The organism is Novosphingobium mangrovi (assembly GCF_022818885.1).
Classification (GTDB): Bacteria; Pseudomonadota; Alphaproteobacteria; order Sphingomonadales; family Sphingomonadaceae; genus Novosphingobium; species Novosphingobium mangrovi.
The window spans coordinates 89,637-109,025 of record NZ_JALHAT010000024.1; the positions used below are offsets into that span (position 1 = coordinate 89,637).

The window sequence follows — 19,389 nt, forward strand, 5'->3', positions numbered from 1 at the left end:
AAATGAACGACACCACACTGTCGCGCAGGACCCTCCTGCGCGCCGGTGCCGGCGCGGCCCTTGCAGGGGCCGCGCCTGGTGCGTTGGAGGCTCGGACGCAGACCAGCGTCCCGGCCCCGCGCACGGCCCCGGCCAAGCCCCTCCTCATCAGCCACCGCGGCGCCTCCGCGCTGCGCCCCGAGCACACTCTGGCCTCGTACGCCAAGGCGATCGAGGACGGCGCCGACTACGTCGAGCCCGACCTTGTCGCGACGAAGGACGGCGTGCTTGTCGCCCGCCACGAGAACAACATCGCCGACACCACCGACGTCGCCGCCCGGCCCGAGTTCGCAGGCCGCAAGGCCACGCGCACCATCGATGGCAAGGACGTCACCGGCTGGTTCACCGAGGATTTCACCCTCGCCGAGATCAAGTCGCTGCGCGCGGTGGAGCGCCTGCCGGTCGAAATGCGCGGGGAAAGCCACCGCTACGACGGCCAGTTCCAACTCGTCACGCTCGCCGAGATTGCCGACTTCGTGGGCGCCGAGGCCGCCGCGCGCGGACGCACTATCGGCCTCATTCCCGAGCTCAAGCACTCGACCCACTTTCGCGGCATCGGTCTGCCGCTGGAGGAGCGCTTCCTCGCGGCGGTGGAGGACAGCTCCATCCTCCAGAGCGCGCCCGTCATCGTGCAGAGCTTCGAGGTCACCAACCTCCAGTGGCTGCGCCCGCGCATCGCGGGACAGAGCAACATCGAACTGCTCCAGCTGACCGTGCCGATGAACGTGCACCCGGTGGACCTCGCCCAGAGCGGCCAGGGCATGACCTACGCGCAGATGCATAGCCCCGAGGGCCTGGCGCGCCTGCGCGAGTACGCCGATTGGGTCTCTCCCATCCTGCAGTCGATCATTCCCTTCGGAACGATGGACGGCAAGCCCGGCCCTCTCGGCACGCCGACCCTGCTCGTGCGCGACGCGCACGGTGCCGGGCTCAAGGTCTCGACCTGGACGTTCCGCCCGGAGAACGTCTTCCTGCCCACCGACTACCGCGGCGAAGGCGGCGAGGCTGCGCGCCACGACGAGGGTTCGGTGCGCATGATGCAGGCCTATATCGCAACCGGCATCGACAGCTTCTTCACCGACGATCCCGCGCTCGGCCGGCGCGCCATCGACACGATGCCCAAGGGATGAAGTGAGGATTCAAGGGGCCATCGCCCCTTGACCCCGGAATCGGCGACCTCACCTTTCTCAAGCCACATCGTGCTCGGAAGGTGAGGTCGACCGTTAGGGGAGACCGAGGGCGATGGCCCTCGGACCGGGTCTTTTATCTGGTACCATACCCTTCGGGCAGCGGCTGCACGACCGGCTCCGAGACATAGCGGATCGTCGGCTCCACGGGCGCTGCGATGGCCGCGGGCGCGGCAGGCTCGGGCGCCTCGGGGGTCTCGATCAACTCGGGGGTGTCCTGGGGCTCGCTGCCTGCCGTCGGCATCATGCGGCCATAGACCGGCACGACATCGGGCGTGATCCGCCCGTGCAACGCCTCGATCTCGGCCTCGCGCTGGCGCAGGTAAAGCTCGCGATAGGTTGCGTAGGGGTTGTCAGTGTCGCGGATGCGGTTGATCTCGTCGTCAAAGGCCGCGCGTTCGCCCAGCTGTGAGAGCGTGATCATCGGGATCGCCACCTCGGGCTTGGTGAAGGGCTTGCCCAGCATCGCGGGCGAGGCCAGCCGGTCGATCGAATCGCCGATGAGGTCGCGCACCGTCGTCGGGCCGATGATCGGCAGGTACATGTAGGGCCCCGGCCCCACGCCGTAGTAGCCCAGCACGTTGGCAACCCCATTGGGCCGGTAGGGCAGGTTGAAGGGCTCGCGCTTGGCCACGTCGATGATGCCCGCGAGACCCAGCGTCGAATTGATGAGGAAGCGCCCAGCCGTCTCCAGCGCCTTGCCTGGCTTCAGCTGGAGCATGTAGGCAGCGAAGACCACCGGCTCCTGGAGGTTGGAGAAGACATTGCGCAGGCCTTCGCGCACCGGATGCGGGATGCCCTTGTTGTAGGCCTTCGCCACCGGCTCGACGACCGCCTTGTCGACCGACTGCACGACCTCGAACGAGGTTTCGTTGATCGCCTCGAGCGGATCGCCCGGAGGCGCTCCGGGGCGGCGGGTCACGATGATTTCCGAACCCTGCAAGCCCGGATCGGCCGCCTCGACATCGTCTGGGGCCGTTTGGGCTTCTGCCGTTTCGGGCGTGGCGAGAGGTGCCTGTTCGGTTTGCGGCTGTCCCTCCTGCGCGGCCGGGACAAGGGTGTCCTCGGGACCCTGCGCGACCGCCTGGGGGATGGCGGAGCCGATCATCAACGCGGCGGCAGCGGCCGTCAGGCTCATGGGTATCGTCCTTGTCTGGCGGCACATGCCCGCGTTCGCACAGCGGTGGGCCGGATAGTCGGGCTACGGCTTCGGGGGTGAAGCGTAGCACACATGGGGGAAGTGCCTACCCGGCTATGCGCGAAGCCCCCGTTCGTCAATTGCCCGGGTCAAGTGAGACGGCGTTCCCGGCACGGCCTGTCGATTTCACGCAACACACGCCAAAGGCCCGGTGAGGTGCGCGCGGCAAGCCTGCAACGTGCGTCTGCCGTTCTGCCCCTCGCCGCGCGCAATCTTTTCAAGTCCACACGCAGTTAAGGGGCAGCATCGATTGCAGATTGATGCCATAAGACCAGTTCCTGATACGAAATACACCTATAGGAGAGCAGGTGCTTTCGGCCAGATATCTTGTCCGCTCCGGTCTTCGCCCGGACTTCGTTTTCCTTCACGCCCTGCGCACGGTTGGCCTTGCGGCCCTGCTTCTGCTCGCTGTCGTCGCGGCTCTTGGCACCCCGCCCGCCCGGGCCGCGGCACAAGACGAGGGCGAGGCCGCCGTCGCCGCGCTCATGGAGGATCTGGCCGGACACACCCGCGAGGCCCAGGCCCTTCTCCAACGCACACCCAACACCGATCAGACCGCGCAGTTGCGCGCCCTGCGCGCCGATCTTGCCTCCGACCGCGACCGGGCGGTGGCGCTCGCCAACGACGGATCGCTCGACCTGCGCATTCTCGAGGCGCAGATCGAGGGATTGGGTGAGCCGCCCGCCGAAGGCGAGAGCGAACCGGAAAGCGTGACCGAGGAACGCGCCCGGCTGGAAGCCGCCCTCAGCAAGCTGATGCGCCCCACGCTGCGCCTGCAGAGCGCACAGGCCCGCGCCGCCGTGCTGGTCTCCGAGATCGACGCCCGCCTCGCCTCGCTGACCAAGCAGCGCCTCTTCTCCCACGACGTGTCCCCGCTTGACCCGCGCCAGTGGATTCGTGCGGGCGGCGAACTCATGGAAGCCTTCGCCACCGCGCAGGCCCGAACCCGTGAGTTCCGCCGGGAACAGGGCGAAGTCTCCATCGCAGGGATGATCGCGGGGAGCCTCGTCGTGATCGTGGGCGTACCCATGCTCGGCCTGCTGGGCTGGAAGTGGCTATCGGCCCTTGTCGACCGGCGCCGGGCACGCGCCGCCTCGATTGCGAGCAAGCTTGCCTGGACTCTTGCCCTCGATGCCAGCGCCACCGTCGTCTTCGCCATCATTCTTGCTATCTGCGTCACCACCGCGCTCCTGATCCTCCTGCCGCTCATGCCCAAGGATATTGTCGTGGGCATCGTGCCCTCGCTTATCGGGGCGGGCGGCCTTATCGCGGTGGGACGCTGGCTGGGCCGGGGCGCGGTCCTCTCCCCCTTTCCCCAGCTGCGCCTGATCTCCCTGCCGGAAGAAGATGGTGAGAGCGCCAACCGCACGATCCAGCGCCTGACGATCCTGCTCGCGCTGATCTCGGTGCTCAGCAGCCTGGAAAACCACGGCGCGGTAGGAGCCAACGTCTCCCACGTCCTGTCCGCGATCCTCGCCGTGATCGGCGCGTGGCTGTTGTGGCACCTCTCCAGCGCCTTCCAGAAGGCGCGGATCGAGGCCGATGCGCAGAGCGTAGCGTCCCACGAGGCCATCGACTTCGCCACCCCCATCTCGCGCCTGATGCGCCTGTTCGGCGCGGCCTCGGTGCTCGCCGCGCTGGTGGGCTATGCCATGCTTGCGCGCTTCCTCTTCGCCTCGACGCTGATCAGCCTCGCGGTCATCGGCATCGCGATCTATTTCCACCGCTCGATCGCGCTGGTGACGGGCCTCCTCGCCACCGGAAAGCTGCACGCCTACCGCCGCGCGCTCCACTTCGTGCCGCTGGCCGCCGGTTTCCTCCTGACGCTGCTGGTGCTCCCGATCATCGCGATGATCTGGGGTTTCAGCGGCGCGGAGATTTCCGACGGCATCCTGCTCCTGCGCAATGGCGTGGACCTTGGCGAGGTGCGCCTCTCGATCGGGGATGTCGCGACTTTCGCGGCGGTCTTCTTCCTGGGCTTCTTCATCACCCGCTGGCTGCAGCGCTTCCTCAAGGTGACGGTGCTGCCCGAGTTCGCGATGGATGCGGGCGCCGAGGCCGCGCTCCTCACCTTCCTGGGGTACCTTGGCATCACGCTTGCCGCGCTGATCGCCATCGCGACGACCGGGCTCGATCTCTCCAACCTCGCCTTTGTGGCGGGCGCGCTTTCGGTGGGTCTGGGCTTTGGCCTGCAATCGGTGGTGGAGAACTTCACCAGCGGCATCCTCCTTCTCATCGAGCGTCCGGTGAAGGTCGGCGACTGGATCGAGGTGGGCGACAACTCGGGCATCGTGCGCAAGATCGCGGTGCGCTCGACCCATATCGAGACGTTCGACCGCCACCAGATCATCGTCCCCAACTCGCAGCTGATCGCGGGCGTGGTGAAGAACCGCAGCTTCTCGTCCGGCCCCTCGCGCGTGGTCGTGCCGATCGGGGTCGCCTACGGCACGGACCTTGAGCGCGTGCGCGAGATCCTCCTCGACATCGCCGCAAAGGACGAGGGCGTGCTGGCCTATCCCGAGCCGGTCGTGATCATGACCGGGTTTGGCGACAGCTCGCTTGACCTCAGGCTCCAGGCCTTCGCTTCCGATGCCATCGAGGCCTTCCTCGCCGGCTCGCGCATGAACTTCACGATTGCGCGCCGCTTTACAGACGAGAACATCGAGATCCCCTTCCCGCAGCGCGACCTGCACCTGCGTTCAATGCCCGAAAGCATGGCGCCACAGGGCGCGAGCCTCCCCGCTGGCTGACGCGTTCTAGAGCCAGAGCGCATGGTCGCGCATGCGCGCGATGAGATCGGTATTCTGCCGCTCCATCCGGCAGGTGTCGTCGAACACCATGGTCGCCGCATCCTGCGCCGAGGACAGCGGCGCCCAGGTCCCGATTCCTGCATGCGAGGGATTGCCACTACGGGCAAAGGCGATCCAGGCATCGGCCGCGTTCGCGGCCATGGCCTTCGCGCGTGGCCCCGTGCCCGCCGCCTCGGGCGCGATGTCGAGGCTGTCGAAGACCAGCGGCAGCTCGCTGCAGTGGTAGGCGCGCGGGGCGCCATCGAACTGCGGGGTGATCCAGTCGAAGCGGTAGAGGAAGGCGGGCGCCCCGCCTGCCGAGGTCTGCCCGCGCGCCTGTTCCAGCGCGTTGTGCCGGTTGAAGCTGTCGGCCGACATCATGGCTTGAAGGCCCACCGGCTTTTCCTCCGGATGGGCCGCGCGGTAGGCTGCAATCAGCGGATCGGGATCGCGGAACGCGGCCCCGATCCCCTCGCGCAGGTCCGCCCAGGTGCGCTTCTCCGCCTCCAGCGTGAACATCGTCAGGCAGAATTCGTGGCGCACGGTCCCCACCATGAGCGGGATGTCGGCGCTGAGCGCGCGGCCTTGCGCGCTATAGGGATCGGCGGGAATGATCGCGCCGTCGCGCACCGGGGCCCAGCCAACAAGATGCCAGATCTCGCCCGGCTTCGCCTTGGCGAACCACTGCCCTTGCGCGGCCTGCGCGGCGGCCTGCACTTGCGCGAGCGGAAGCGACTGGAGCTTTCGGAGATCGCTGGCAGGAACGTCCAGTCGGGAGAGGAGACCGCGCGCCAGCGGCTCGGTCATCTCGCGGCCGAATAGCTGGCTGATCGAACCGCTCTGCGCGATGGCCTTGTGGAACAGGCCTCTGGCCGCGGGCATGGCGCACAGCGTCGTCACCTTGAGCCCGCCGCCCGATTGGCCAAAGATCGTGACATTGCCCGGATCGCCGCCGAACTGCGCGATATTTTCCCGCACCCATTCAAGCGCGAGGACGAGATCGAGCATCCCCGCATTGCCCGAGGCGGCAAAGTCCGGGTCGGTGCCCAGCGCGCCCAGATCCAGATAACCCAGCGCGTTGAGACGGTGGTTGACCGAGACCACCACCACATCCCCGCGCCGGGCCAGCGCCTCGCCGTCGGTCGCGCGGATGGCAAGGCTCGATCCGGTCGAGTAGTTGCCCCCGTGGATCCACACCATGACCGGGCGCTTTCCCGTGCCCGTCTCCGGCGTCCAGACATTGAGGTTGAGGCAGTCCTCGCTCTCGATCGAAGGCGTGCCGGGATTGAGGAAGGCCATCGGGCTGGCCGAGGGGCCCTCGCCGGCCTGCGGGCAGATCGCGCCGGGCACCAGGCACAGGCGCGTGCCGGGCCAGGGATCGACCTTGCGCGGGGGCAGGAAGCGCCCCTCGCCCCCGGTGTCGGCCCCATAGGGAATGCCCTTGAAGGTCGCGATGCCACGGCTCTCGTAGCCTCGCACGCGCCCGCCCGTGGTCTCGACTACAAGGCCTGCGGGTGTCGTCAGCGTGGACGCGGCGCCCGTGCCGTTATGCGTGCGCGCAGACGCCGCCGCGGCCCCTGCGGACGGGGCCAGCGCCAGCCCTCCCGACAGGAGAAGACCGGCGCTAAGGGCATCGCGGCGAGAGGGCATGGGCAGGCTCCTGGAATGGCCGAAAGGGGCGCTCGCCCAAAGGCAAGGCGTTGTGACACATTCCTTTCTTCCGCCTCCCCCGGGTCAGGTCACGGGGCTGGGAGCGCCATGTTCATCCCTTGAACACGCCTCGAACTTGCAGTTCGGGTGAGGCCCATCCTCCCCTTACCCATGAGGCACGCGGCGCATCCGGCAACGGCAGGCTCCGCGCAAATGGGGTTTACAAGAAACAGGGGGTAGTGGGCATGGCCCGTCATCACATCGTGCGTACGAGCGCGCTTCTTTCGAGCATCTGCACCGCCGCGCTGCTGGCCAGCGCTCCGGGCACCGCGAGCGCACAGAGCGCCGAGAGCGCGCGGAGCGCACCGGCTTCGGGCGACATCATCGTCACCGCGCGCCGCACCGAGGAGCGCCTGCAGGACGTGCCGCTCTCGATCGCGGCGATCTCTTCCGAGGACATGGCCGAGAAGGGCGTGACCGACCTCCAGGACATCGCCAACTACACGCCGGGCCTGCGCTTCACCGACTTCCTGTCCAAGTTCAACGGCAACGCGGTCATCCGCGGCCTGTCGCAGACCAACGTGCAGAACGCGGTGGGCAACACCGGCGTGTTCATCGACGGGATCTACCTGCAGCGCGGCTACATGGTCGATTCGCAGCTGGGCGATGTCCAGCGCATCGAGGTCGTGAAGGGCCCGCAGAGCGCGCTCTACGGCCAGAACACCTTCTCGGGCGCGATCAACTACGTGCTCAATGAGCCGACCGACGAACTGCACGCCAGCGGCCGCGCCTCGGTCGGCAACGGGGGCTACACGGACGTGCGCGCCGCCGTCGGCGGGCCGATCGTGCCGGGCATCCTCTCGGGCCGGATCTACTACGCCACGGCCGATTTCGACGGCGTGTGGAAGAACAACTTTCCGGGCGCGGGCTCGAGCGGCATGGCCGACTTCGGCGGCTACCAGCGCCGCAACTTCTCCGCCTCGCTCAAGCTCACGCCGACCGACGGCATGGCGATCACCGGCACCTACTACCGCCTGACCCGCAACGAGAAGATCCGCGCCTTCTACACCATCGACGGCAACTTGCGCGAAGATCAGCTCAACTGCGGCGCGGTCGGCTCGAACGGCAGCCCCTACCTGTGGTGCGGCAACCTGCCGAGCAGCCCGGCGGGCAAGCGCTCGGGCGAGAACGCGGACCACTATCCCGACGGCCTCTTTGCCGCGCCCCAGCCGGGCATGCGCGCCAAGACCGAGATGTACCACGTCGCGGCCGAGTACGCCTTCTCGCCCGACTGGACCTTCAACTACGACTTCGGGCGCGTGCGCGGCGAGGGCATCGAGCAGTCGAGCTTTGCCAGCAACTCGTACTACCTCGATGAAAGCTCCTTCCGCCTGCCGGGCCAGTCGCCGACGTTCTCGATGCAGCGCGAGGCGGGGCTGATGAAGTACACCAGCCACGATGCGCGCCTTGCCTTCGACAACGGCGGTCCCTTCACCTTCGACTTCGGCTACTTCCGCTCCAAGACCTCCGACGCCTTCCTCTTCGGCCTGCGTCTGGGCATGCAGCCGGGCGGCCCGGTCCTCAGCGACAACTGGGACCCGCTCGACGATGGCGGCGTGATCCTCTTCAACAACCGGCGCACCAACTACAAAATCGACTCCGGGTATGGCCGCGTCGGCCTCAAGCTCCTCGACGACCAGCTCACGCTCGGCGCCGAGGCGCGCTACACCCACACCGAGCTTTCCACCATCGACATGCAGACCCCCGATCTGCCCGCGCTGGAGGCCGACTACAACAACCTCACCCCGCGCTTTTCGATCCGCTACGAGCCGAGCATGGACATGATGTTCTACGCCAGCGCGGCCAAGGGCGTGAAGGCGGGCGGTTTCAACGGCTACGTCACCGGCTCGGTCGAACTTCTGCCCGAGGAGCGCGCCTACGGCGAGGAAGTGAACTGGACCTACGAGGTCGGCACCAAGGGCTCGCTGTTCAACAACCGCTTCAACTACTCGCTCGCGGCCTTCTACATCGACTGGCAGAAGCGCCAGATCAGCGCGCCGCCCGCAAACTACGTGCCCCCTGTCGATTCGACGCAAGGCGGCGGCGCGGTGCCCGGCGCCTACATCAGCGGTGGCTCGGCCGAATCCTACGGTGTGGAGCTGACCGCCAACTACCGCGTCTCGACCCCGCTCACGCTCAACGGCTCGTTCGCCTGGCAGCACGCGACGGCCAAGGACGGCGCGGTCGCGCCCACCGCCAGCAGCACCTGCGATGACATCGTGTGCCGCACAGATGGCAATGTCGCGGGCAACTACCTCGGCAACGTACCCCAGTTCCAGGGCACCTTCGGCTTCGACTACCGCACGCCTGTCAACGATGACCTCGACTTCTTCATGGGCGCCGACGAAATCTACCGCGGCAAGATGTACGTGGACGAGACCAATACCGCCTCGACCGCGGCCTACTTCCTCACCAACGCGCGCGTCGGTGTCAGCGCGGATCGCTGGAAGGGCTTCTTCTGGGTGAAGAACCTGCTCGACGAGAAGTACGCCGAGGCCTCGTTCGTGGTGCCCTCGATCTTCCAGTACAACGTCAACCTGGGCGATCGCCGCACCTTCGGCGTGACCCTGACCTTCGACTACTGATCCCCCACGCAAGGGACCCGCGCCCGCTACCCCAGAAGGCCCCAAGCCTTCCCGGTGGCGGGCCGGGAGCCTTGCCTCTCCCCCACATCCCCACCCCGACACAGGAGAGCGCGTGAAACTCCGCCGCTTGACCCGACTGGCCCTGTCCGGCCTCCTTCTGGCCGGCCTTGCCGCACCGCACCTGGCCGCCGCCCAGCCCCCTTCCGATGCCGCCTGGCAGGCCGCCAAGGAGGCGATCTGGGAACGCGAACTGGCGATCTACAACGGCCGGGCAAAGGGCGATCTTTCGATCTACCTCTCCAGCACGGCGCACGGCTACAAGGCCTGGCCGCCCTATGCGTCCCTCCCCAAGGGCAACGTGGGGCTGGAGGAGACCGGCCAGCGCATGGCGGGCAAGACGCTCGAAGCGCTCGAGATGACCTTCCTCGACCTCGCTCTCCACGGCGATTTCGCGGTCATCTACTACCACACCCACCGCACCCGTCTGGCCGATGGCACGCCTGTCGACGAGCGCTTCGAGGTCACCCACAGCTGGGTGCGCGAGAAGGGCGAGTGGAAGGTGCTGGGCGGCATGGCCCGCGCCCGGCCCGAGCGGCCCGAACACTCATGAGACGTTCCCCCATCCCCTGCCCTGTGGAGGCTTGCCGATGACATTCCTGACCCGCCTTGACGATGGCTCCCTCAAGGAAGGTGCCGCCCCGACCTTTGCGCTCTCGCAGCGCGGACGCGCCGGGCTGGAGATCCTGGGCGCGATCCAGACCTTCTCCTCGGGCACGCTGCGCCCGATGGCCGCCGCCAACTTCGAGGAGAACCCGCAAGGGCGCATGCTGGGCGAGGACCACGCCTCTCCCACCCCCGCCTTTTCCGAGCGCGAGCGTATCGCCAAGGCCCGCATCGTGTGCGAGGGCGATGCGATCTATCGCCTCGAACGCTTCTTCCAGCGCTACGTCGCCGAGGAGAACTTCAACCGCGGCATTCCCGCCATCGAGGAACGGCGCGCCGAGTTCCTGGCCTATGATGCGGCGATGGCGCAAGGCTCGGATGAAACCTCGCAGGCAGGCTCGCTGACCCTCGCCGAAGACCTCGCCATCCCCGCCTGGTTCGCCCCCATCGAGTGGCACCTGGAGCCGGGTGGCTGGGATGGCTATGACCTTTACGGCGCGCTCTTCGCCTTTGGCGTGGGTCCTTACGTCTTCAGCAAGGGCGGCTACGCGGCGGTCGGCATCGGCGATGACATCGTCGGCCAGCGCCTCAAGACCATCCGCCAGTTCCCCAAGGACAGCTACGCGCGCATCTACGAGCCGGGCTGCGGCGGGGTCTCGACGCTCAAGGCCGTGCACAGCGTCTTTCCCGAGGCCGAACTGCACGGCGCCGACCTCTCGCCGCTGCTGCTGAAGAACGGCGCGCGCATGGCCGCCCGCTTCGGCTTTCCGGTCCACCTCAAGCAGGCCGACTGCGCGACCGATACCGGGGAGGCCGACGCCAGCTTCGATGGTGTCATCACCTATGCCCTGCACCATGAACTGCCACCCAAGGCCAACCGCGCGCTCTTTGCCGAGTTGTTCCGCATCATGAAGCCGGGCGCGGACATCGTCATTTCCGACCCGCCCCCCTTCCGCGCGGTCTCGATGTTCCACGCCGTCATCCTCGACTGGGACACGCTCCACCGCGAGGAGCCCTTCTTCTCGCCCGTCCTGCATGAGAGCCTCGATGCCATGCTGGAGGAGGCCGGTTTCGAGGCCGTGGAATCCTACGCCATCGGGCAGGACCAGTACCCCTGGATCACCCGCGCCCGCAAACCCGAGAGCACCGCTGTGGAGGCCCAGGCATGAACACCCCCAAGACGGACACCGGCCCCGATTACCTGGGCCCCGAAAGCGTCACCGACGTCGCGCGCATGGTCATGGCCCTAATGAACGAGGTGTGGATCCAGCGCGACCGCCAGATCGTGACCGAGTACCTGCTCGAGACGCAAGGCGCGGTCACGCGCCAGGAGATCGACGACTTTGTGCCCACAGGGGACCTTGCCGAGCGCATCGCCGCCGAGCGCCAGCGCTTTGCCAACCTCGTCGCCGGGGCGCCCATCGCGGCCACCCAGCGCAGTGTCTCCCAGATCCTCGAACGCGCCGGGATGGATGTGCCCACCGCCCGCGCGACCGGGACCTGAGGAGCGGGACGGCGGACCACCACTTGTGACCCCACGCGGTGGAGACGCCGCTCACACAGGTCCGCCGTCCTGAAGCCTTCGGCGCGCTTCGCCTTGCGCCGCCCTGGCCCCGTCCCCATAGGAAGGGCGATGACTGAGGCCAAGATCTCCCCCGGAACAGGGGCTTACCGCCGCTTGTGCGCGGCCATGCTGTTTGCCGGGCTCTCCACTTTCGCGCTGCTCTACTGCACCCAGCCGCTGCTCCCGCAGTTCAGCGCCGACTATGGCCTCAACGCCGAGGAGGCGAGCCTGGCCGTCTCGCTCGCGACGGGCCCGATGGCCTTCGTGCTGCTGGTCGCAGGGATGATCTCGGAGCGCATCGGACGACGCGGCATGATGATCGGCTCCCTGCTGGGCGCCGCCGTCCTGACGGCCCCGCTGGGGCTCCTGCCCGGATGGCACAGCCTCCTGGCGCTGCGCCTCGTGTGCGGGATTGCTCTGGCAGGCGTCCCTGCCGTCGCCATGGCCTATATCAGCGAGGAAGTGGAGGACGCCGCCGTCGGGCGCGCGATGGGGCTTTATATCGCCGGGTCTGCGGTCGGCGGGATGAGCGGGCGCCTGCTCGTCAGCGTGCTTGCCGAATGGTGGGGCTGGCGCACCGCGCTGGGCGCGACGGGCCTTGCCGCGCTTGCCCTCGCGCTCGTCTTCTGGCGCATCCTCCCCCACTCGCGCCAGTTCACGCCGCGCCGCCAGTCGCTGACGGGCTATGCCAAGGGCTTTGTCGGGCTCTTTGCCGACACCGCGCTGCCCTGGCTGTTTCTCGTCGCCTTCCTGCTCATGGGCGCCTTCATCTCGGTCTACAACTACGCGGGCTACCGCCTGCTGGCCGCACCCTATGCGCTCTCGCAGGGTGAGGTCGGCCTCATCTTCCTCCTCTACCTGCTCGGCTCGGCAAGTTCGGCACTGGCAGGCCACGTCTCGGGCAAGCTTGGCCCGCGCCGCGCGCTGTGGCCGCCGCTCGTCCTCTTCCTCATCGGGATCGCGCTGACGTGCGCCCAGGCTCTTCCCCTCGTAATCGCGGGCATCGGGGTCGTCACCGTGGCCTTCTTTGCTGCCCACGCGGTCGCCTCCTCGTGGGTCGGACGCCGTGCGCGCGAAGCCCGCGCGCAAGGGACGGCGAGCTATCTCTTCGGCTACTACATGGGATCGAGCGTCCTGGGCTCGGCGGGCGGTTACGCCTGGACCCACGCGAGCTGGGGCGGGGTGGCCCTGTTTGCCGCAAGCCTGATCACGCTCGCGCTCGCGATTTCCGTGAGACTCGCCTTCGTCCAGCCGCTCGCACCCACCGTCTCGGGCGTGCCCAAGCCGCCAATCAACGCGGAATGAAGCGCATCGCCGCCCCGTTCATGCAATAGCGCTTGCCGGTGGGCCGCGGCCCGTCGTTGAAGACATGGCCCAGATGCCCGCCGCAGCGCGCGCAGTGAACCTCGGTGCGCGGATAGCCGATCTTGTGGTCGGTGGAGGTGCCGATGGCGCCGGGCAGCGGGCGCCAGAAGCTGGGCCAGCCGGTGCGGCTGTCGTACTTGGCCGCCGAATCGAAGAGGTGATGGTCACACCCCGCGCAGGCGAAGATGCCGCGCCGCTTTTCCGTATCGAGCGGGGACGAGCCCGCCCGCTCGGTCGCCCCTTCGCGCAGGATGCGGTACTCAAGCGGGGTCAGCCGCGCCTTCCACTGCGCCTTGGTGAGCTGCACCGGGTAGGTCTTCGCATCGGCCTCCTGCGCCCCGCAGGCGGCCAGAATGCCGCTCGCCAGCGCGCTGCCCAGAAAGCCAAGCATGCGCCTGCGGCCAGGATCGAAGCCACCCGAAGGGCGCCTTTCGGAACGGATCTGCGCCATGGTCTCTCCCCAATCGCGCGGACGCGGCCACGCCGCTCCCGCCTGTGATTCGCGAGTGGGAAGACTACACCTTTGCGCCTGCCTTGCGCCTGAACAGCGAGCGACGCGGCTTCTTCACCCGCGCAGGGCCCGACTTCATCACCCGCTTGCGGAACAGCGCCGAGCCCAGCCGCACGAGCAACAGCACCCAGGCGCATTGCGCCAGCACCGCAGGGACATGGGGCAAGAGCGCCGGGTCCTGCGCGGCGCGGGCCAGCATCGCAAAGGGCGCGCTGAAGGGGAAGATGAGCGCGAAATACTCGATCGCCGTGCCCGGCTGCGTCATCGCGTAGCTGGCGAGGAAGAAGACCAGCAACTGCACCATCGTCACCGGCATCGAGAGCGTCTGCACCTCGCGCACGGTCGTCGCCAGCGAACCGACGGCCAGGAACACCGAGCCCAGCAGCAGGTAGGCCGTGGCGAAATAGACCACGCCCAAAGCCACCAGCATCGGCCAACCGACCGCCGGTGTGGTGAGCGTGGGCAGCACCGAACTGCCGGCCAACAGCACCGCGCCCACCGTCGCGCCCCAGGTCGCGATACCGACCAGCGAAACGCCGAGCATGGCGAACAGCTTGCCCATGAAGACCGCCTCCATGGGAATGGCGGCGGCCAGCACCTCGATGATCTTGTTGCCCTTTTCCTCGACGAGGTTGGAGAGGACCATGCCCGCCAGCATCATCGTCAGAAGGAACAGCAGCGTCTGTGCGCCTTGCGCGGTGGTGAGGCGACCGCGCCGCTCGGTCGCGCTGCTCGAGGTGGTGGTTTCCAGCCGAACCTCGGGCCAGGGCGCAAGTTCGCCTGCCTGCGCCTGCGCGGCGACCATCGCGACCGGGCCGCGCCAGCTCTCGATCCGCGTGCGCGGGCCGGTCAACTGCGGCGCCTCGGCGGTCCCCGAAAGGATCGCGGCAATATTGGCCGCGCGGCCTTCCAGCGCGCTGCGCGGTTCATAGTCCTCCCCCTCGGCCAAGGCGTGCACCAGGGTCATGCGCGGAACCGCATCACCCAGCCGCGCCGCCAGAACCTCGCGCGCGGCGAGGATGCGGCGCGCCTCGGTCTCGGCCATGACAAGGCCGATCTCGGGGCTCTGCGCGGTCTGCTGCACGCGCTGGCCGACCGAGCCTGCCAAGATGCCGACGAGGACCGGGAACAGCGGCCCCAGGAGGAAGAAGAAGAAGGCGCGGCTGAACAGGATCGCCACAAAATCGCGCCGGGCGATCACCCAGGCCGCCGACAGCGTGGACAGGCGGCCCGAGTGGCCTGGCTCTCGCGTGTCACTCACGAACCGGTCTCCTCCGGCCCATCCTGCCCCATCGCGCGCGCCGCCGCCTCGCCGGCGATGGCGACGAAGGCATCGTGCAGGCCCGCCCGCTCGATCGAGAGCGAGAGGATGCCCGCCTCGCCTTCGATCAGCGCGCGCAGCAAGGGTTCAATGCCGCTTTCGGGCAGCGGGAAATACCAGAAACGCCCCTCGCGCCGGGCATCTTCGGGAAGCGCGGCGCGCCAGGCGCCCTCGCGCGCCCGCGTCTCCAGACGGACCTGCGCCGGGATACGGTCGCGCGCGACGTCGACCGAGCCCGCAAAGGGCACCTTGCCCCCGGCAATGATCGCGACCTCGTCGCACAGACGCTCGGCATGGGCGATGACGTGGGTGGAAAAGATGACGGTCGTCCCCTGCGCGGCGAGATCGCGCATCATCGCCTCGAGCCGCCCCTGGTTGAGCGCGTCGAGACCGGAGAAGGGCTCATCGAAGATGACCAGGCGGGGGCGATGGACAAGCGTGCCCAGGATCTGAACCTGCTGCGCCATACCCTTGGAAAGCTGGCGGATCTGGCGGTCGGCCGCGTGGCCAAGGCCATGGCGTTCGAGCAGCTCGCGCCCGCGCCTGCGCCCCTCCTTGAGCGGCAAGCCGCGCAGCGCGCCCAGGAAGGCGATAGCCTCCACCGCCTTCATCGCGGGGTAGAGGCCGCGCTCCTCGGGCAGGTAGCCGATGGCGTGCGCCACCTCGTGCGGCCGGTCGTGCCCCAGGATCCGGCGCACGCCCGCATCGGGATCGATGATGCCCAGCACCATGCGCAAGGTCGTGGTCTTGCCCGCCCCGTTGGGCCCGAGAATGCCGTAGACCGCGCCTTCCGGCACGGAGAGATCAACCCCGTCGACCGCGCGCGTGCCATCGAAGCTCTTGATCAGCCCGCGCGCCTCGATCGCCAGAGGACGCGCAGGGTCCGGGGACACGCCCCCCTGAGCCGCACTCTCCCGCAATGGCGCATTGCCCGTCATGGGCCTATCTCCTAGTGCACACTCCATATCGACCCCGTTATCTTCGTGCGCGCGCTGCGGCGTGTGAACCCCGTCCATGGAGCCGTCTTGGTTAAGACCATCCTAAGTGCCCTTCGAGAAGACCTTGAAAAGGAAGCGCGTTCGCTGGGCTTCTGCGCCTTCGGCATTGCCGATGCCGAGGAAGACCCTGAACGCGCTGCGCGACTCGAAGCCTGGTTGGAGGCCGACATGCACGGCACGATGGGCTGGATGGCCGAGCGCGCCCATCACCGCCGCTCGCCACAAGGGCTCTGGAACGAGGCGCAGCGGGTCATTGCCCTTGGCATGAGCTATGCTCCCGCGCACGATCCGCTGGCGCTGGCCGACGATCCCGAGCGCGCGCGCATCTCGGTCTATGCGCAAGGCGCGGACTACCACGACACCGTCAAGAAGGCGCTCAAGCACCTGGCGCGCTGGCTCGTGGCCGAGGCGGACAAACGCGGCCTTGGCGAAGCGGGCGTCAAGGTCTTCACCGACACCGCGCCCGTCATGGAAAAGCCGCTGGGCGCGGCCGCCGGGCTGGGCTGGCAGGGCAAGCACACCAACCTCGTCAGCCGCGAGCACGGCTCCTGGCTGTTCCTGGGCGAAATCTACACCACGCTTGCCCTGCCGCTCTCGACGCCCGCGCGCGATGCCTGCGGCTCGTGCCGCGCCTGCCAGGACGCCTGCCCGACCGACGCATTCCCTGCGCCCTACCAGCTCGATGCGCGGCGCTGCATCAGTTACCTCACCATCGAGCACAAGGGCCCGGTGCCCAAGGATCTGCGCGAGGGGCTCGGCAACCGGATCTACGGCTGCGACGATTGCCTGGCGGTGTGCCCCTGGAACAAGTTTGCCCAGACAGCGCACACGATGAAGCCCTTCCTGCCGCGCGCGGAGCTGACCGCGCCCGATCTCGCCGATCTGCTCACGCTCGACGATGCGGGCTTCCGCAAGCTGTTCTCGGGCTCCCCGATCAAGCGCGTGGGGCGCAACCGGTTCGTGCGCAACTGCCTCTATGCGGCGGGCAACAGCGGGTGGAGTGCCCTCCTGCCGCAGGTCGAAGCGCTGCGCGCGGACGCCGATGAGGTGGTGGCCGAAGCCGCCGACTGGGCATTCGACCGCCTCACCACGTGACCCTTGCGCTCAGGCTTCGGGCGCGGCGACCTCGCCGCGATCACCGTCCCGGCTTTCGGCCGCGACGTACCAGCCGTCCCACTGTGAGAACTGGCGAAACACCCGCATGTAGCCCTGGGCCGCAAGCAGCGCGTCGATCGCCGCCTCGTTCTTCGGATTGGTCTCCACCGAGATCAACCGGAAACGGTGGCGAAAGCTGTAGGCGGAAAGGATATCGAGTTCGCTGCCCTCGGTGTCGACCGACATGTAGTCGATGACAGGCGGCGCCTCATAGGTCTCCAGCAGGTCGTCGAGAGAAAGCGTCTCCACTTCGATCTGCGCGGCCCTGCTGCGCCGATCCGCAAAGTGATCGCCATCGGAAAAGGCGGCGATACCGCTCAATTCGGGATCATCCTCGTCGGTGGTGAGGAACGCGACCCTCTCGCCCGAGCGCGAGGACACGCAGCGGTGCTCGATTCGGGCGGAGCGGTTGGCGGCAAGATCCCCGTGCCAGATGGGATTGGGCTCGGCGAGAATGCCCGACCAGCCCAGTTCGTGTTCCAGCAGCCAGGTATTCGAGTTCTTCAACCCGTTGGTCGCCCCGAACTCGACGAAGAAGCCCTCTCGCTTCTCGCCCAGTTCATAGCAGACCCAAAGGTCCTGCATGATCTGCGATTTCGAGCGTTCGCGCCGCGCCATGCAGTAGGCCAGGAACTGCAGGTCCGCACTCGCCACCAGGTCCCGCACTTCCGGGCGATGCAGGCGGATCGCGTTGAAGGCCATTCTCTGCAGCGCCTCGCGTGATCCCAGCGTACGGACCACCGACGCGGCTTTCGAAAGTATAATTCGCCTCACAACACCCTCCCCCTAAAAACACAGCATCCTCAGGGAAAGTATGTCTACTCAAATATTCACCATATGGAATAATAAAATCGCCAAAAATAAGAAACGATAAAATTAAAATATATCATTCAATATGTACACACTTCTAAACCGCAAAGTCTCTCTCCGTATAGCGCGAGAGGCTGAGCAGTCCGACCAGTGTGAGTACAGCCGCGCCGGATATGTAAAGGCCCACAAAGGCCAGTCCGCCCTGATCGACCAGCCCCTGCGCCACCGCCGGGGCAAAACCGCCGCCGAGGATCCCGCCGACATTGAAGGCGATCGAGGAGCCGGTGTAGCGCACCCGCGCCGGGAACAGCTGCGGCAGGAGCGCGGCCAGCGGGCCGTAGACGAGACCCATGGTGAACAGGCCCATCGCCAGGAACAGCGCGATCACGGCGAGCGAGCCCGCGCCGAGCATCGGCCCCATCACGATCCCCACGCCAATCGCGCAGAGCGAACCTGCCAGAAGGACAGAACGCGAGGACCAGCGGTCCGCAGCATAACCGGCGACCACGATGCCCAGCGCCATGAACAGGATCGCGAAGAGCTGGACGCCCAGGAAATCCTGCCGGTCATAGCCCAGCTCGCCCGTGCCATAGCCCAAGGCAAAGGCGGTGGTGAGGTAGTAGATGGCAAAGCAGGCGACGACCGCGAAGGTCCCCGCCACGGTCTGACGCAGGTGGCCCCTGAACAGCTCGAACAGGGGAATCGCCTTGGGCGGCGCGATGTGCCCGGTGGCGTCGAGCGCGTGACTGTCGGAGAGCTTGAAGCGAATCCACAGGCCCAGCCCGACAAGGACCGAGCTCAAGAGGAACGGCAAGCGCCAGCCCCAGGCCACGAACTGCGCTTCGCTCAGCAGCCCGGACAGGATCAGGAAGAGACCGTTCGCCGCGAGGAAGCCCAGCGGCGCGCCCAGCTGCGGGAACATGCCAAAGCGCGCGCGCCAGCCCGGCGGTGCGCTCTCCACTGCAAGCAGCGCAGCGCCGCCCCATTCGCCGCCCAGCCCCAGCCCCTGCCCGAAGCGCAGGACGCACAGGAGGAGCGGCGCGTACCAGCCGATGCTCTCGTAAGTGGGCAGGAAGCCGATCGCGACCGTCGCGCCGCCCATCAGCATGAGCGAGGCGACGAGTGTGGACTTGCGCCCCACGCGGTCGCCGAAATGGCCGAAGAAGGTAGCACCGATGGGCCGGGCGAGAAACGCGATGGCAAAGCTGGCATAGGCCGCCAGCTGCTGCGCGGAGGCCGAACTGGCGGGAAAGAACAGCGGCCCGAAGACGAGCGCGGTGGCCGTGGCGTAGATGTAGAAGTCGTAAAACTCGACCGCGGTGCCAACGAGGCTCGCACCCAGCACCCGCGCGTTGCGCCGATAGGGCTCGAGCCCACGCACCTGCCCAAATCCCGCGTCCATACCGCTTCACCCCTTGGCAAGGGTGCGCGCGCGTTGGCGCCCGCCCCTTCGAAAATTACGAAAGGGCGGGCCTTAACGACATTTTTGCACAG

General features: G+C 67.6%; 15 protein-coding genes. 8 read left to right on the plus strand and 7 right to left on the minus strand.

Annotated elements, in window-relative coordinates; translation table 11 throughout:
• The first annotated feature begins 2 nt into the window (after positions 1-2).
• Entirely contained in the window at positions 3-1,169 is a 1,167-nt protein-coding gene (locus MTR65_RS13425; protein ID WP_243801020.1) for a glycerophosphodiester phosphodiesterase family protein, read from the plus strand.
• 133 nt (positions 1,170-1,302) lie between these two features.
• On the opposite strand, the gene MTR65_RS13430 is transcribed toward MTR65_RS13425, so the two are convergent.
• Positions 1,303-2,364: an MlaA family lipoprotein gene (locus MTR65_RS13430; RefSeq protein WP_243801022.1), complete on the minus strand. Its 1,062-nt coding sequence runs from the start codon at positions 2,362-2,364 to the stop codon at positions 1,303-1,305.
• A 368-nt stretch (positions 2,365-2,732) separates the two neighbouring features.
• Between MTR65_RS13430 and MTR65_RS20265 the strand changes: the two genes are divergently transcribed.
• The gene (locus tag MTR65_RS20265) at positions 2,733-5,174 is read left to right on the plus strand and encodes a mechanosensitive ion channel family protein (protein ID WP_243801027.1); all 2,442 of its coding nucleotides are present in this window, start codon (positions 2,733-2,735) and stop codon (positions 5,172-5,174) included.
• Positions 5,175-5,180: 6 nt separating this feature from the next.
• Here the strand turns inward: MTR65_RS20265 and MTR65_RS13440 are convergent, their stop codons facing one another.
• The gene (locus MTR65_RS13440) at positions 5,181-6,863 is read right to left on the minus strand and encodes a carboxylesterase/lipase family protein (RefSeq protein WP_243801029.1); all 1,683 of its coding nucleotides are present in this window, start codon (positions 6,861-6,863) and stop codon (positions 5,181-5,183) included.
• Between the two features lie 245 nt (positions 6,864-7,108).
• Between MTR65_RS13440 and MTR65_RS13445 the strand changes: the two genes are divergently transcribed.
• From MTR65_RS13445 to MTR65_RS13465, 5 genes are all read left to right on the plus strand, one after another.
• Positions 7,109-9,508: a TonB-dependent receptor gene (locus MTR65_RS13445; RefSeq protein WP_243801031.1), complete on the plus strand. Its 2,400-nt coding sequence runs from the start codon at positions 7,109-7,111 to the stop codon at positions 9,506-9,508.
• 112 nt (positions 9,509-9,620) lie between these two features.
• A complete protein-coding gene (locus MTR65_RS13450) occupies positions 9,621-10,118 on the plus strand; it encodes a nuclear transport factor 2 family protein (RefSeq protein ID WP_243801033.1) in 498 nt (165 codons plus the stop codon).
• Positions 10,119-10,155: 37 nt separating this feature from the next.
• Positions 10,156-11,340 (plus strand): class I SAM-dependent methyltransferase, encoded by a 1,185-nt coding sequence (locus tag MTR65_RS13455; protein ID WP_243801035.1) that lies wholly within the window; start codon positions 10,156-10,158, stop codon positions 11,338-11,340.
• Positions 11,337-11,675, plus strand: a complete 339-nt coding sequence (locus MTR65_RS13460; protein ID WP_243801036.1) for a hypothetical protein — start codon at positions 11,337-11,339, stop codon at positions 11,673-11,675. Before MTR65_RS13455 ends, MTR65_RS13460 begins: the two co-directional genes overlap by 4 nt.
• A 129-nt stretch (positions 11,676-11,804) precedes the next feature.
• Entirely contained in the window at positions 11,805-13,040 is a 1,236-nt protein-coding gene (locus tag MTR65_RS13465) for an MFS transporter (protein WP_243801038.1), read from the plus strand.
• Here MTR65_RS13465 and msrB read toward each other — a convergent pair.
• From msrB to MTR65_RS13480, 3 genes are all read right to left on the minus strand, one after another.
• Positions 13,027-13,551 carry a peptide-methionine (R)-S-oxide reductase MsrB gene (gene msrB, locus MTR65_RS13470; protein ID WP_243801053.1) on the minus strand — a complete coding sequence of 175 codons (525 nt, stop codon included), beginning with the start codon at positions 13,549-13,551 and terminating at the stop codon, positions 13,027-13,029. The two genes, MTR65_RS13465 and msrB, sit on opposite strands and share 14 nt — an antisense overlap.
• A 64-nt stretch (positions 13,552-13,615) precedes the next feature.
• Complete coding sequence (locus tag MTR65_RS13475; protein WP_243801054.1) at positions 13,616-14,872, minus strand: ABC transporter permease; 1,257 nt, start codon at positions 14,870-14,872, stop codon at positions 13,616-13,618.
• A complete protein-coding gene (locus MTR65_RS13480) occupies positions 14,869-15,870 on the minus strand; it encodes an ABC transporter ATP-binding protein (protein WP_243801055.1) in 1,002 nt (333 codons plus the stop codon). Before MTR65_RS13480 ends, MTR65_RS13475 begins: the two co-directional genes overlap by 4 nt.
• An 87-nt stretch (positions 15,871-15,957) precedes the next feature.
• Between MTR65_RS13480 and queG the strand changes: the two genes are divergently transcribed.
• On the plus strand, positions 15,958-17,025 hold the full coding sequence (gene queG / locus MTR65_RS13485) for a tRNA epoxyqueuosine(34) reductase QueG (RefSeq protein WP_243801056.1): 1,068 nt from the start codon (positions 15,958-15,960) through the stop codon (positions 17,023-17,025).
• Positions 17,026-17,034: 9 nt separating this feature from the next.
• Here queG and MTR65_RS13490 read toward each other — a convergent pair whose 3' ends face one another.
• Both MTR65_RS13490 and MTR65_RS13495 read right to left on the minus strand, forming a co-directional pair.
• Positions 17,035-17,787 (minus strand): FkbM family methyltransferase, encoded by a 753-nt coding sequence (locus tag MTR65_RS13490; RefSeq protein WP_243801057.1) that lies wholly within the window; start codon positions 17,785-17,787, stop codon positions 17,035-17,037.
• Positions 17,788-17,992: 205 nt separating this feature from the next.
• The gene (locus MTR65_RS13495; RefSeq protein ID WP_243801058.1) at positions 17,993-19,297 is read right to left on the minus strand and encodes an MFS transporter; all 1,305 of its coding nucleotides are present in this window, start codon (positions 19,295-19,297) and stop codon (positions 17,993-17,995) included.
• Positions 19,298-19,389: the final 92 nt, after the last annotated feature.

Coding starts and splice junctions, on each gene's coding strand:
- MTR65_RS13425 (WP_243801020.1), top strand. CDS start 3: ATGAACGACACCACACTGTCGCGCAGGACCCTCCTGCGCGCCGGTGCC.
- MTR65_RS13430 (WP_243801022.1), bottom strand. CDS start 2,364: ATGAGCCTGACGGCCGCTGCCGCCGCGTTGATGATCGGCTCCGCCATC.
- MTR65_RS13440 (WP_243801029.1), bottom strand. CDS start 6,863: ATGCCCTCTCGCCGCGATGCCCTTAGCGCCGGTCTTCTCCTGTCGGGA.
- MTR65_RS13445 (WP_243801031.1), top strand. CDS start 7,109: ATGGCCCGTCATCACATCGTGCGTACGAGCGCGCTTCTTTCGAGCATC.
- MTR65_RS13455 (WP_243801035.1), top strand. CDS start 10,156: ATGACATTCCTGACCCGCCTTGACGATGGCTCCCTCAAGGAAGGTGCC.
- MTR65_RS13460 (WP_243801036.1), top strand. CDS start 11,337: ATGAACACCCCCAAGACGGACACCGGCCCCGATTACCTGGGCCCCGAA.
- MTR65_RS13465 (WP_243801038.1), top strand. CDS start 11,805: ATGACTGAGGCCAAGATCTCCCCCGGAACAGGGGCTTACCGCCGCTTG.
- msrB (WP_243801053.1), bottom strand. CDS start 13,551: ATGGCGCAGATCCGTTCCGAAAGGCGCCCTTCGGGTGGCTTCGATCCT.
- MTR65_RS13480 (WP_243801055.1), bottom strand. CDS start 15,870: ATGACGGGCAATGCGCCATTGCGGGAGAGTGCGGCTCAGGGGGGCGTG.
- MTR65_RS13490 (WP_243801057.1), bottom strand. CDS start 17,787: ATGGCCTTCAACGCGATCCGCCTGCATCGCCCGGAAGTGCGGGACCTG.
- MTR65_RS13495 (WP_243801058.1), bottom strand. CDS start 19,297: ATGGACGCGGGATTTGGGCAGGTGCGTGGGCTCGAGCCCTATCGGCGC.